The organism is Anabaenopsis sp. NIES-4685 (genome assembly GCF_059725405.1).
Window position 1 is genome coordinate 2,400,006 of record NZ_AP043602.1, and the last position, 13,163, is coordinate 2,413,168.

Here is a 13,163-nt window from a genome sequence, read left to right on the forward strand (position 1 = left end):
CTTGTTTAAGTGGAACTACTTGATCATCACTAGTGAATCAAGAGTTAATTAAACTGCATTAAAAACACCTAATTTTTATGTAGTAGCGTTAGCAATTTGTACTTCTTTTTCGTCTTGTGCCTTGGTTTCAGATTCCGGTTGTGTTGCGCCAGTCATACTTTCTAATTGCTCATTAGTAACTTCCAGATTCACCATAGTAGTTGGTGCATTATTGAGAAACTCAACTCCAGTTGCTACCTCACGATATGGACGATTTAAGAGATAGTTGAGTAAGGCATCACGCTGTTCCTGTGTAATTAAGTATACTTTTTTCTGAATCTGTGGCATAAATCACTGCTCCTTTGTTGATACAATGACTAAACTTTGGTCTAACTTGGTCTAACATGGAAGAATATCGCTTACTCTCCGTATTCCTGATTTTACACTTTACATCAAAAGTTTTTTATTTCTAAGTAATTGTAATAATAATCTAGATTCAGATATATGTCTTTCACAGAATTAAGGTAATTGCTGAACCGTGTGGGATTATCGCTACGGATACGGATATGGAAACTCAACGGTAGTGGTCTGGGTGTGACTATTAGGGTGGTGTACACACAGATATTGCCAATTCAGACAGGAGCAGGGCTAGGTGTACACACAAATTAAATACTGGAAATGCTTTTGTCTAGGGTGTGTTGTCGCTGAATACAACGCATCATAGTGAATTTTAGTAGCCTTGGGACTAAGGTTGATAACACACCCTAGCCAAATCAAAGGTTTTTGCACTGGGGTGTACACCCCAGCTCCTTTATAATTTACTTCGACTTGTGTGTACATGGTAGGGTGTGACTGGAAAGAAAAACTTGTGTTAGGCGTCGGATGAGCTTACCTGACTGAGAATGCTTGACTAAATCTCCGAGTTACAGGCTCAATAATAAAAGTTAAAACTGATTTTTGACGAGTGACAATTTCACCATTAGCAACCATTCCAGGAGTAAAAGCCACCTTTTCGCCCTGGACATATATAGAATATTGAGTTAGCTGTATTCTGGTGGGGAAAACTAAACCCAGTTCCTCATCTATAATTGCATTAGGACTAACTTGGACAACTGTACCATCAATGGTGCCAAATTCCTGAAAGGGAAAAGTTGCCATTTTCACTTTTGCGGTCATACCTGGACGAATAAAGCCAATATCACGGTTACGAACTTTAACTTCTAATAATATTTCTTCCCCTGTAGGTAAGATTGACAGTAGCTCTTCACCGGCCTGTACTGGGCCGGGGGTGGCTTTAACTTTGTAGATTGTACCTGTAACTGGGGCTTTGATAGTTTCCCCTGCTTGCTGTTTTGTTGCTTGTTCAAGTTGACCGTTGATATTGCTGAGTTCTTCTTGGCGCTGTTTGATTTGGGTTAGAATTTCACTTTGGCGCTCAGAGGCTAAACGCTGGGACTGTTGGCGAACTCCTTGATAGGCTTGTTCTGCTTGACGCATTTCTTGGGATTGGGCAGCAATCTCTCTTTTTAAGGATGCTATTCTGTCTTTAATCTCAGTTAATCTATTCTGGGCATTAATTACTTCATCCTTCGCTCTGGTCATGTCTGTATTGGCGCGATTTAATCTTTCTTGCGCCTCTAAGTAGTCAATTCTTGGTAATGCACCCGGAGCAATCAGAGTCCGGAGATTTTCTTCTCTTTCTTCAGCGATCGCCACATTTTTTTCTATTGAAATAACGACATTTTGCGCGTTAAGTAAATTAGTTTGGGCATTTTCAAAGCTGCTTTGAGCGTTGACTAGATTTTCTTGTAAGCGAAGAGAGCGTTCTTGTATCTGTGCAATAATTGCTTGTTGGCGATTGGCTTCTGCTTGGGTGACAGCTTGACGTGCTTGGTAATCTGCAAGGCGGGATGCTAAAAGTTCATCTTGTAGTTTTGTCCCAGTATCTGTAGTACCAATGCGTTCGGCTTCTAAACGCTGTAAGTCTTGGGAGATTAATTTTGCTGATTGGGTGAGGCGATTAACATCTGTTTGCTTCAATTCTGGGTCACGTTGAATCAAAACTTGATCTTTAATAACGTGATCGCCCTCTTGTACCTTGACTTTGACAATAGAGCCGCCGGTTAAAGATGTTACTGGTCGCACCTGTGTAGAGGCGATTAATTCCCCGGGTGCGATCGCCACTTCATCTATTTGAGAGAAATTCGCCCAGGCGATCGCTCCAAATACCACCAAGCTCAGTGTTCCTGCCAAAACCCTGGTATATAGTGGGGGCAATTCCTGTACAGCCTTACCCACTTCATAAGATAGTTGGTCTTCTGGTTTAGCAAATTGTTGTTTTGTTTGACGCGCTTGAGCAGCATTTGCGAGTAAGGAATATTTCATAAAATTTTAGATTATGGGGGAATGGGGAATGGGGAATGGGGAATGGGGAATGGGGAATGGGGAATGGGAAGTTTATTCTTCCCTACTTCCTGATCTCCACTGACCCACTAATTCAAACTGCAAGATAGCGGCGCAGAAAATTTTCTAAAGTTTCTAAGTGAAAATTGAAAATCCTCTCTAAGTTAGCTATTTCATCTTTTCGACAGAAAAATTCATTGGCCAGCAATGTGCGATAAGTTCCTAGAGCTTGTTGTGCCTGGGTATTAAATAAACCCAAGGTAGACCGTAACCCGTCAACAACGAATAGGGGAGAATTAATGACTAAAGGTTCCTTATTGAAGACGCGACTAAAAATGGTGGGAATATCCTCACGCAATAAAATCTCCGGACCTCCCACTGGTAATATTTGGTTGCATGCGCCCTCAACTCTGACTGAATCCACTACTATTCTGGCTAAATCATCGGTACTAACAACCGAACTACGGTTTTTAGGATCACCAACGAGCAGATAAAAACCTGTTTCGCGAAACTGTTCTGCCAATGGTAGTAAATTCGATGCTAATCCAGAGGGGCGTAAAATTGTGTAATTCAAGCCACTAGCTTCTAAATATTTTTCTACTGCTCTTTTAGCTTTGAACACGGGAGCATCTTCATAGCCTCGTTCGGCTCCTAATACTGAGATAAAGACAAAGTGCTTAACTTCATTAGCTTTTGCCTGATCAATGAGTTCAATGTTGGCGCGATAATCCAAATAGAGGGAGTCACTATCAGAACCGTGGGCGCTGATAATGTACTCCACACCGCGACAAGCTTTTGCAATATCCTGGTCTTGTCGCAAATCACCGATGAAGATTTCTGCTCCTCGGTGTTCTAACTCGTTATAACGGGAAGTGAGGCGGACAAATGCTCTCACTGACTTTTCTTGTAAGCGTAGGAGTCGCACTACTCGGCGACCAATTCCTCCCGTTGCTCCAGTTACCAGAAACATAAGGATTTTGGGTGATGAATTCCATTTACACCCTAATCTAAAATTCGACAATTACAGGAGTGTGGTCGCTAGGTTGGGGCAATTTTCTGGGAGTAGGGTCAATGATGCAGCTTTTAGCACGTTCATAGAGTATTGGGGTGAGATAATGATGGTCAATTCGCCAACCCATATTGCGCCTAAAAGCTGCGGCGCGATAGTCCCACCAACTATAGTGTCCCCCTTGGGTGGTAAACTTACGAAAGGCATCAGCAAACCCCAAATCTAAGATATCTCGTAAAGACTGGCGCTCTGATTCGGATGCCATGATATGATTGTCTGTACTAGCTTTTTCATGAATGTCTTCGGCAGCTAAGGCAATGTTGAAGTCACCACACATACAGAGTGCAGGTTGTGAAAGTAAAAGGGTGTGTAAATACTCCCTTAGTACCGTCAGCCAGCGCAGCTTAAACTCGTATTTTTCGCTGCCCACGGCCGAACCATTGGGGACATAGACATTTACAATGCGAATACCATCAATTACTCCTGTAATCACGCGCTTCTGCACATCCCATAGTGGGTCAATATTGGGTAGAATTGGCGTGAAACCGGCGCTAATATTGCTAAGTGGTTGACGACTAATCATCGCTACACCATTATAAGCTTTTTGTCCCGAAAAATAAGTATGATAGCCCAATTCTTCTAAAGGCGATCGCGGAAAGTCCGCATCTACAACTTTTGTTTCCTGTAAACACAGGACATCAATGGGATTTTCCCTTAACCAAAATATCACCTGTTCCAGGCGAGTGCGAATTGAGTTTACATTCCAAGTGGCAATTTTCATTTTCTTATGGAAAAAAATATTAATTTTTGATTAGTTTTGGCAGGAATTATTTTACATGACTCTAGTTAATCTATTTTGGTTAACTTATGGTTAATAAAAATTACAAATATCTGAGATTTTTAGTATGAATAGCTACACCAAATATTATTCTGTAACTGCCAATACAAAAAATACTAACTATGGCATGATCCCCAAGGTAGATGCAACCAGTCTCAATTCAGGTATATTCTAAAGACATGGCTGCTAATTAGCCATTGTTGATCTGGGAAACTCTCTTGGTAATGGTTAATTATACCCTTAACTAACATCGGCTTCCCAAAGGTTAATGCGGTCAATTTATATCAGAAAAAGTAAGTACGAATTTTCTGTTTTGAGAAGCTGATGTAAATACTTATTCTGAGTAATTCTTCACCACGTAAACCGAAACAACTGATGAAGATCGCTCAACTCGTTCCCCGAAGGGAAAGAGTTCCGCCTTGGTATCAACTCCCACCGCCCACATCTTGCACAATCCTTATTATCCGAGATACTCAAAAAGTATTTACCTACTATCGCCAGCAACCTTATGTCAGTATTAGCAAAGCCCAGCAGCCAATTAAACTTAACTATGTCGCTACTTATAACGGTATAGAAGCTCAGGATTATCCCTTCATAGTCCAACCATAAAAATCCTATTATCTAGCGTTTTTAGGCCGCTTTTGTGTTGGAAAAGGGTCTTAAACAGGTGATCGCCATTGCTAAACAAACTGGTTGGCCTTTGAAAATAGTTATTTAGATACAGATCAGGTCAGATTTTAACTAAAAATTTTTTTCCAACTTTTAAACAACTTTACTTGAGGAGGATCCTATGAATATGATGTCTAACATCTGTCCGTGTTGCGGTGGTTCCCTCCTGCGTCATATCCGTCATAATGAATTGTATTGGTTTTGCCAATCCTGTCGCCAAGAGATACCTATGTTAACTGTAGCTCGTGTGGTTCGTACGACCGGTGAAACTCACCATGAGGCTGTACCTCAAACTACACTCAGAGACTAGGGAGAATTTCTCAGTGTCTGCCACAATCTGATAAAATCAAGTGTAAATAACTAATTAGGTTCCAAGCTGTGTTAGCAGCATTACTCTACGGTCAAGAAGATTTACGCTTAGAACAGGTGGCTGAACCCACCCCCACCAGTGGTGAAGTGGTGATGAAAGTGGGTGTAGCAACCACCTGCGGTACAGATTTAAAGGTTTGGCGGCGTGGTGGCCATGCCAAAATGCTGCAACTCCCCACCTTGTTTGGTCATGAGGCTGCAGGGGAAATTGTGGCTGTGGGTGCTGGTGTGAGAGATTGGCAAGTTGGCGATCGCATTGTCGCTAATAATTCCGCACCATGCATGAAATGCTTCTTTTGTCAACGACAGGAGTATTCTTTATGTCCTAAGATCACCTGGAATAATGGCACTTTTGCGGAATATCTGAAAATCCCTGCGGCAATAGTACAACTTAATATGTTAAGGGTTCCCGATGAGTTGCCTTTATCCTTAGCATCTATGACCGAACCTTTAGCCTGTGTCTTGCATGGTGTGGCTCGTTCTGATGTCAAACCCCATGACCGGGTGGTTGTGTTGGGAGATGGGGCGATTGGGTTGATGTTTGTGGCTGTATTAGCTCAGACATCAGAAGTGATCCTGTGGGGAGGTAATGACCACAGGCTGAAAATAGGTCAACAACTGGGAGCAACACACACATTTAATTATCATCACATCCCCGATATTCCCGGTGTAGTGAAAGAACTTACTCAGGGATGGGGTGCTGACGTGGTAATTGAAGCTACAGGTGTGCCTACTGTCTGGGAAACCGCCATCACTTGCGCCCGTCCTGGTGCAACTGTGAATTTATTCGGTGGTTGTCCGCGAGACACAACTATTACAGTTGACACAGAAAAGTTACATTACAGTGAACTGACTTTAAAAGGGGTATTTCATAATACACCGCAATATGTGCGGACAGCCCTTTCACTCATAGCTAGTGGTAAAATACCTTTTGAATTGTTAATCAGTCAAGAGCGATCGCTACAAGACCTAGAACAGGTGTTTTACCAGATGAAAGCCCGTGAGGTGATTAAAGTAGCTATGATTCCTGGTCTTCCCTAAGACAAACCTATATTTGATAGGTAAAGTTTATCACTTATATTGTTTTTGCAGTAGCACAACAGTCAAAGTAGGTAGGCGGGGTTGTCAGGATAGCCACACCACAAGATTTATGATATTAGGATATTTACTGGATCGACCAGAAATGCCGTAATTAATATTGTTTTTTGCTTCAACCATGAAAATTTTGACCATAGAAACCCTATGTACTGAAGCTGCAGTGTTTTCAGTCGCTGAATCTAGACACCCAGAACCATTACTTTACGGTGTTACTGATGGGAAAGCAATTGGAACATATCTAGAGCAGAAATTTAAGCTCTATCTCAAACAGAAGTATGATTTTGTTCAGGGTAATTCAGCTAGTGGTATTGACTTTCCCCAGTTATTAGTTGATATTAAAGTCACAAACATTAAACAACCACAGTCATCGTGTCCTTATAAATCTGCAAGACAAAAGATTTTTGGACTGGGATATGGACTAATCATCTTTGTTTATGAGAACACAGACAACAGTACAAATCAGACTGCAAATTTAAATATTCAGCACACAATTTACGTCAGTACAGAAAGAACGGCAGATTTTCAGATGACTCGTGGAATTCGGAGCATCTTGGAAAATCAAGGTAACAAAGATGACTTGATTGCTTTTATGTATGATAGAAATTTGCCTGTTGATGAAATTGAAGCATCTAACATCGCAGACGAAATCCTGCTTAACCCTCCCTTGCAAGGATTTTTAACTATTTCTAATGCTTTGCAATGGCGACTACAATATGGAAGAGTTATTGAGCGTGCTGGACAAGAAAAAGGCATAGTTGCTGTTTACAGGGCTAACCAATGATTCAGACTGGTGATCAGACAAAAATAGAATATGGAGATTTCCAAACCCCGGTGGAACTCGCTCAAGAAGTATGTCAGCAGTTGATAGAAATTGGTGTTAATCCAGATGTGATTATTGAGCCCACTTGCGGAGTTGGTAATTTTATTAAGACTGCTGCACGTTTATTTCCATCAACTAAAAAGATTATTGGAGTAGAGATAAACTCAGATTATTTACAGAATGCACACACGGAAAAACTATTTTTAGAAGATAACAGGATTGAGCTTAAAAATGCCAACTTCTTTGAGTTTAATTGGTTATCATATGTAAATCAATTGCATGGACAAATTCTCGTGCTTGGTAATTTTCCCTGGGTGACTAGTTCGCAACAGGGAGGAATTGGTGGCACAAACCTACCCAAAAAAAGTAATTTTCAAAATCACAGAGGCTTAGACGCTATAACTGGTAAGAGTAACTTTGATATTTCCGAATGGATGCTAATTCAGTCTATACAATGGCTACAAGGGCGTAATGCTTACCTAGCAATGCTTTGCAAAACTTCCGTTTCCAGAAAGTTATTAGGCTACCTTTATTCTAATAATCTTAATTTGGCTGACTGTGCAAGTTATAGCATAGATACAAAAAAGTATTTTGATGCATCTGTGGACGCCTGTTTATTCTTCTGTAAATTTGATTCAACCTCTAAAAACCACTGCTGTAATGTATTTAGTAGTTTGAGAAGCTCAGAATATTATACAATAGGTTATCGCCATAATCTCCTCATAAGAGATATAGTTTCTTTTGAAAAATTCAGTCAACTATATGATGTGAATCGTCAAAAGAAATGGCGTTCTGGGATTAAACATGATTGCTCGAATGTCATGGAGTTGCGTAAAATTAATAATAGTTTTATAAATGGACTAGGAGAAACTGTTGATATTGAAGAAAGTTATGTTTTTCCTTTAATTAAAGGTTCGGATGTGGCTCAAAATCGTATAAAAAATACTGATCGATATCTCCTAGTGACTCAGAAATTTGTTGGTGAATCAACTGAGTCTATAAAACATTTAGCTCCTAAAACCTGGAGTTATTTAGAGTCTCATGCAAGTTATTTAGATAACCGCAAGAGTAAAATATACAAAAGTAATCCAAAGTTTTCTATCTTTGGTGTTGGTGCGTATACTTTTGAACCTTGGAAAATTGCAATTTGTGGTCTTTATAAGAGGTTAGAATTTCGGTTAATTAGCCATATAGTTAGTAAGCCTGTCGTTTTTGATGATACTGTTTACTTCCTGAGTTTTGATAATGAGGAGACTGCACACAAGACCTTTGAGATGTTGAGTTCTCCATCAGTAATCAAGTTTTATTCATCTCTGATTTTTTGGGATGAAAAGCGACCAATTAAGTCCAGCATCTTAAACAGCTTAAACCTAACACTTGTAATGGAAAAGTTGGATGCGAAATACCTAAAAATGACAAGACTATGATCAGGGGACTAAACTGCACGTTAACTTATACCCACATATAGACATTACTACCATGATGTACACATAATAGAGTGGGTACAGCGAGGTAACTCTATTATGGACAACAATCAAATGACTATTTCGATTAGCGACACTGCTAAAGAGCTAGGCGTGTCAGTAAAAACGGTTAGACTTTCGCATTATGAAAGGTGATGTAGGTCTTATGGGTATATAATTTTAAAATTAAGAAAACATTGGCGGTCGAACAATGTTACTCAGTTTTCAAACAGCACTGATACCAAACAACAAACATGTGTCAGCTTTCCGTAAAGCTTCTGGTACTGCACGACACGCCTATAACTGGGCAAATGCTGCAATCCTACAGGTTTTGAAACTGCGGGAAACTGATAAATCTGTCAAGATTCCATCTGCAATTGATTTACACAAACGATTAGTTGCACAGGTAAAATCCCAGCATGATTGGTATTACGAAGTTAACAAGAATGTCCCACAAAAAGCTTTAGCCGATTTACGCCAAGCATGGGATAGATGTTTCAAAAAAACATCTAAACAACCCAGATTTAAGAAAAAAGGTCAGCGCGATTCTTTTTATTTAGAGTCTGGGACTAAAGCCAAACCAGGGATGAAAAATGATGGTAAGCGGGTCAAGCTTCCTAGTATTGGATGGGTACGATTAGCAGAACCGTTACCAGTTACAGCAATTCATAATTGTGTTATTAGTCGTCAAGCTAACCGCTGGTTTCTTGCTATCAAATATGAGATAGAAAAACCTATCGTTAACGCTAAACGCCCTAGTGTTGGGGTTGATATCGGTATTAAGGAATTAGCTGTAACTAGTACAGGTCAGGTGTTTTCTAACCCTAAAGCTTATCGCCGGATGAGTAAGCGCTTAAAGCGTTTACAGCGTCGAGTGAGCAAGAAAGTAAAAGGTTCTAAAAATCGCACTAAAGCTGTTAAGAAGCTGGCTAAACTGCACGCTAAAGTTGTAAATATCCGTAAAGATTCAATCCATAAATTGACTCACTATCTAGCTAAGAACCACAGCGTTATTAAGATAGAGGATTTACACGTCAAAGCATTTCTCAAAAACCATAAGTTAGCAGGCGCAATTGCTGACTGTGGTATGTATGAATTTCGACGGCAGTTAGAGTATAAAACGGAGAAATTCTCCAGTCAACTAATCATTGTTGATAGGATGTTTCCTAGTTCTCAGATTTGCTCTAACTGTGGTAATCATAGGCATAAAATGCCACTGAAAAACCGTGTTTATGTCTGTCCTGAATGTGGACACACTGAAGACAGAGATTTAAACGCCGCCAAAAATATTGACCGGTGGTTTGAGAAGATTTTTATTCCTGAACGGTCAGAAACGGTAAGCTTTACCGGGATTGCTTGCGGAGCGGACAAACCTAGTCGAAGTCATTCTCAGACCGCGATGAAACAAGAAGTTAACGCTAAAACTGCCAGTGGGTAGTTTTGGGTAAGTTTAACAGAGCGGACTGGAATTAGATATGTTGGTTTTTGCAATTCAACCACAGATGAACACAGATACTTGATTTCTAGTAATTAACTTCTAACTAGAAATCTGTTAATTCTAAAATTACGCCTGAATTTGTCTAACTACTGTCAGCGCTGAGTAACTGACCCCAGCTGTACCTTCTCCTGGATGAGTTGAGTCACCTACTAACCATAAATTCTGGATGGGTGTACGATTGGCAAATCCAAAAGGTCCAAAGGTGGGTATTCTTTGACCAATACCACCAACTATACCCCGATCGCGCCCTGTGTAATGAGCAAAGGTGCAGGGGGTAGCAGCTTCTACATGAATAATGGTTTCTGGTTTGAGGTAGAAGTATTGGCTAAGACGAGCGATCGCATCTTCAGTATACTGTTGCTTTAACTGTTGATAATTCTCACCTTGCCACCAGGGCGTAGGATCGACAAATGATGAAGCGATAATTGTGGCTTTACCTTCGGGAGCGCGTCCATCTCCGGGATGACTCACGGAAACAAACAAAGAATTATTTTCACCAATCGGGCCGTTAACATCATACAAAAATTGTAAATGGGGGGGACAACCGGGGGGAATAGCACTTATATCTACCCCTAAATAAACCACAAAGGCTCCCGAAGCTGGGGGTAACTTTTCCACACGGTTTTGATAACCAGCTGGGGCTTTTTCTCCCAATAGTTGCACTAAATTCTGCACGGTGACGTTAGCAACTACATGATCTACTACTTCGGTCCAGACTTCACCTGTTTTCTGGTTTCTAATGACTACAGCATTGGTTTGATCATTTTCTACCTGAATTTTTTCCACGGTATGGCGCATTAATAACTTACCACCATCTCGTTCTAAGGATGCCACCAGGCGATCGCTGAGTACCTGCATACTACCCTGGAGATGGAATAATCCTTGGGGTAATTGAGAGACACTCAACGCCGTTGCAGCATAGAGTAAAGCTGTCTCCTCCGCACTCACCTGGGAATACAGTTTTAATTGCAAATCTAAAAACGTCCTCAGACGCTGGTCCTTACCCAGTCCATAAAACCTTAAAGCATCACCCACAGTAAATAATGTATAGGGTACTGTAATGAATGTACTAGGACGCACCGCTTGAGCTAGTTGCCATAAATCCCACAAATTACGCGGTGGTAATACTGGGTCACGCCCTTGAAATTGCCAACTAGCCTCAAATAACACCGTCATCATCTGCCAAAAAGGTTCGCTACCAGGAAACTGTCTTTGGCGTTCCTCTTGCCATTTCTGGGGGTCACGCCAAACATTAATCGGTGTACTTTCTCCGGGTAAATACACAGCACAAGCAGGATCACAGGGTGTCGCATCTGGTAAGTCTATAGCTAATTCCGAGAATATGCGGTGATGAATTCCCCCCGGTTCTAACCCAGCAACCTGAGTCGCCCCCACATCGAAGGTAAATCCTTGACGTTTAAATGTAGAAGCACAACCCCCCGGAACTAGGGCTTGGTCGAGAACTAAAACACTGTAACCCCTATGGGCCAATAAAGCCGCCGCAGTCAGTCCGCCTATACCTGCACCAATAACAGCAACGCGAGATTTAGTTTTGTGACTAGAAATATTGGTCATTGATATTTATCTTTATAATTCTTAATATTACTACTTATAATTTTACTTCATCTGCGAAAAAAAAAGCCGCGTGAAATTCACCACCTAAACAGTTTCCTCAAGATACAGATGAAAATTAGTGGATAAGATGAAAGAGTAAAAAGCCGTGACTCTCCTACCACCCATGACCTCAACTCTGGCAAAATTCCCTCGGATAAACGCCCCCACACTCCACCAATTACCCAATGGTTTAACCATAGTCGCAGAGCAAATGCCAGTAGAAGCTGTAAATCTCAGCTTGTGGATCAAAGTAGGCTCGGCGGTAGAATCTCATAGGATTAATGGCATGGCTCACTTTTTAGAGCATATGGTTTTTAAAGGCACCGAGCGATTAGCAAGCGGTGAGTTTGAACGTCGAATTGAAGAACGGGGTGCTGTGACTAATGCAGCCACTAGCCAAGATTACACTCATTACTACATAACCACTGCTCCCAAAGACTTTGTAGAGCTAGCGCCATTACAAATAGATGTAGTCCTTAATGCCAGTATTCCTGACGATGCCTTTGAACGGGAGCGTTTAGTGGTTTTAGAAGAAATTCGCCGTTCTGAAGATAATCCCCAGCGACGGACATTCAGAAGAGCAATGGAGACGGCTTTTGAGCATTTACCTTATCGCCGTCCAGTATTGGGACCAGAAGGGGTAATTTCTCAACTGCAAGCCCAACAAATGCGCGACTTTCACGCAACTTGGTATCAACCCCAGTCGATTACCGCTGTGGCTGTGGGTAATTTACCCGTAGAAGAATTAATTGCAACTGTAGCTGAGGGATTTAGTCATAGTGAACACAGAACAATTAATACTCAAGAGTTAAGAGTTAATCCTGAACCTGCGTTTACAGAAATTGTGCGTCGGGAATTTGTCGATGAGAGTCTTCAGCAAGCACGTTTAGTCATGGTGTGGCGGGTTCCAGGGTTGGGACAGCTAGATGATATTTATGGGTTGGATGTTTTGGCGGGTATTTTGGGACATGGACGCACATCCAGACTGGTGCGAGATTTGCGGGAAGAACGGGGACTGGTAAGTTCTATTAGTGTTAGTAATATGACTAATCAGTTACAAGGGACATTCTATATTACCGCTAAATGTGCTGTGGAAAATTTACAAGCTGTGGAGGAGGCGATCGCCCAACATATCCGTATACTACATACAGAGTTAGTTTCAGAAGCAGAAATTGCTCGGGTGCGGCGGCGGGTAGCCAATAGGTATATATTTGGTAACGAAACCCCAATCGATCGCGCTGGTTTATATGGTTACTATCAATCTATGATAGGAAAGTTAGAACCTGCTTTTAATTATCCCTATCATATTCAATCGCAAGATACCACTGACTTAATGCGATCGGCAAAACAGTATCTTTCTCCCGATGCTTATGGGGTAGTGATCTTAAAACCCTACTAAGAAA

General features: G+C 41.1%; 12 protein-coding genes and 1 pseudogene. 8 read left to right on the forward strand and 5 right to left on the reverse strand.

Annotated elements, in window-relative coordinates; all coding sequences use genetic code 11:
- Nucleotides 1-75: 75 nt before the first annotated feature.
- From AC6IZ0_RS10260 to xth, 4 genes are all read right to left on the reverse strand, one after another.
- Nucleotides 76-327 (reverse strand): hypothetical protein, encoded by a 252-nt coding sequence (locus tag AC6IZ0_RS10260; protein WP_497722828.1) that lies wholly within the window; start codon nucleotides 325-327, stop codon nucleotides 76-78.
- 540 nt (nucleotides 328-867) lie between these two features.
- Nucleotides 868-2,364: a beta-barrel domain-containing protein gene (locus AC6IZ0_RS10265; protein WP_497722829.1), complete on the reverse strand. Its 1,497-nt coding sequence runs from the start codon at nucleotides 2,362-2,364 to the stop codon at nucleotides 868-870.
- 112 nt (nucleotides 2,365-2,476) lie between these two features.
- Nucleotides 2,477-3,352 (reverse strand): SDR family oxidoreductase, encoded by an 876-nt coding sequence (locus tag AC6IZ0_RS10270; RefSeq protein WP_497722830.1) that lies wholly within the window; start codon nucleotides 3,350-3,352, stop codon nucleotides 2,477-2,479.
- Nucleotides 3,353-3,389: 37 nt separating this feature from the next.
- A complete protein-coding gene (gene xth, locus AC6IZ0_RS10275) occupies nucleotides 3,390-4,172 on the reverse strand; it encodes an exodeoxyribonuclease III (RefSeq protein ID WP_497722832.1) in 783 nt (260 codons plus the stop codon).
- A gap of 432 nt (nucleotides 4,173-4,604) precedes the next feature.
- Between xth and AC6IZ0_RS10280 the strand changes: the two genes are divergently transcribed.
- The 7 genes and pseudogenes from AC6IZ0_RS10280 to AC6IZ0_RS10310 all read left to right on the forward strand — a co-directional run bounded on the left by AC6IZ0_RS10280 (nucleotide 4,605) and on the right by AC6IZ0_RS10310 (nucleotide 10,086).
- Nucleotides 4,605-4,838 carry a hypothetical protein gene (locus AC6IZ0_RS10280; RefSeq protein WP_497722833.1) on the forward strand — a complete coding sequence of 78 codons (234 nt, stop codon included), beginning with the start codon at nucleotides 4,605-4,607 and terminating at the stop codon, nucleotides 4,836-4,838.
- Nucleotides 4,839-5,019: 181 nt separating this feature from the next.
- Nucleotides 5,020-5,208 (forward strand): hypothetical protein, encoded by a 189-nt coding sequence (locus tag AC6IZ0_RS10285; protein WP_271734680.1) that lies wholly within the window; start codon nucleotides 5,020-5,022, stop codon nucleotides 5,206-5,208.
- A gap of 68 nt (nucleotides 5,209-5,276) precedes the next feature.
- Nucleotides 5,277-6,308: a zinc-dependent alcohol dehydrogenase gene (locus AC6IZ0_RS10290; RefSeq protein WP_497722834.1), complete on the forward strand. Its 1,032-nt coding sequence runs from the start codon at nucleotides 5,277-5,279 to the stop codon at nucleotides 6,306-6,308.
- A gap of 175 nt (nucleotides 6,309-6,483) precedes the next feature.
- A complete protein-coding gene (locus tag AC6IZ0_RS10295; RefSeq protein WP_497722835.1) occupies nucleotides 6,484-7,146 on the forward strand; it encodes a type II restriction-modification system restriction endonuclease in 663 nt (220 codons plus the stop codon).
- Nucleotides 7,143-8,612, forward strand: a complete 1,470-nt coding sequence (locus AC6IZ0_RS10300; RefSeq protein ID WP_497722837.1) for an SAM-dependent methyltransferase — start codon at nucleotides 7,143-7,145, stop codon at nucleotides 8,610-8,612. The genes AC6IZ0_RS10295 and AC6IZ0_RS10300 overlap by 4 nt, the downstream gene beginning before the upstream one ends.
- A gap of 96 nt (nucleotides 8,613-8,708) precedes the next feature.
- Nucleotides 8,709-8,783, forward strand: a pseudogene (locus AC6IZ0_RS10305) (IS607 family transposase); the annotation flags it as partial.
- Between the two features lie 121 nt (nucleotides 8,784-8,904).
- Nucleotides 8,905-10,086, forward strand: coding sequence for an RNA-guided endonuclease InsQ/TnpB family protein (locus AC6IZ0_RS10310; protein ID WP_497722838.1), 1,182 nt, complete (start codon nucleotides 8,905-8,907; stop codon nucleotides 10,084-10,086).
- A gap of 126 nt (nucleotides 10,087-10,212) precedes the next feature.
- Here AC6IZ0_RS10310 and crtD read toward each other — a convergent pair whose 3' ends face one another.
- Nucleotides 10,213-11,721, reverse strand: a complete 1,509-nt coding sequence (gene crtD / locus AC6IZ0_RS10315; RefSeq protein WP_497722839.1) for a C-3',4' desaturase CrtD — start codon at nucleotides 11,719-11,721, stop codon at nucleotides 10,213-10,215.
- A 163-nt stretch (nucleotides 11,722-11,884) separates the two neighbouring features.
- On the opposite strand from crtD, the gene AC6IZ0_RS10320 reads away from it, so the two are divergent.
- A complete protein-coding gene (locus tag AC6IZ0_RS10320) occupies nucleotides 11,885-13,159 on the forward strand; it encodes a M16 family metallopeptidase (protein WP_497726038.1) in 1,275 nt (424 codons plus the stop codon).
- Nucleotides 13,160-13,163: the final 4 nt, after the last annotated feature.

Excerpts from the sequence above, each read along its gene's own strand:
- AC6IZ0_RS10260 (WP_497722828.1), bottom strand. The coding sequence starts at position 327 with ATGCCACAGATTCAGAAAAAAGTATACTTAATTACACAGGAACAGCGT.
- AC6IZ0_RS10265 (WP_497722829.1), bottom strand. The coding sequence starts at position 2,364 with ATGAAATATTCCTTACTCGCAAATGCTGCTCAAGCGCGTCAAACAAAA.
- AC6IZ0_RS10270 (WP_497722830.1), bottom strand. The coding sequence starts at position 3,352 with ATGTTTCTGGTAACTGGAGCAACGGGAGGAATTGGTCGCCGAGTAGTG.
- xth (WP_497722832.1), bottom strand. The coding sequence starts at position 4,172 with ATGAAAATTGCCACTTGGAATGTAAACTCAATTCGCACTCGCCTGGAA.
- AC6IZ0_RS10280 (WP_497722833.1), top strand. The coding sequence starts at position 4,605 with ATGAAGATCGCTCAACTCGTTCCCCGAAGGGAAAGAGTTCCGCCTTGG.
- AC6IZ0_RS10285 (WP_271734680.1), top strand. The coding sequence starts at position 5,020 with ATGAATATGATGTCTAACATCTGTCCGTGTTGCGGTGGTTCCCTCCTG.
- AC6IZ0_RS10295 (WP_497722835.1), top strand. The coding sequence starts at position 6,484 with ATGAAAATTTTGACCATAGAAACCCTATGTACTGAAGCTGCAGTGTTT.
- AC6IZ0_RS10300 (WP_497722837.1), top strand. The coding sequence starts at position 7,143 with ATGATTCAGACTGGTGATCAGACAAAAATAGAATATGGAGATTTCCAA.
- crtD (WP_497722839.1), bottom strand. The coding sequence starts at position 11,721 with ATGACCAATATTTCTAGTCACAAAACTAAATCTCGCGTTGCTGTTATT.
- AC6IZ0_RS10320 (WP_497726038.1), top strand. The coding sequence starts at position 11,885 with ATGACCTCAACTCTGGCAAAATTCCCTCGGATAAACGCCCCCACACTC.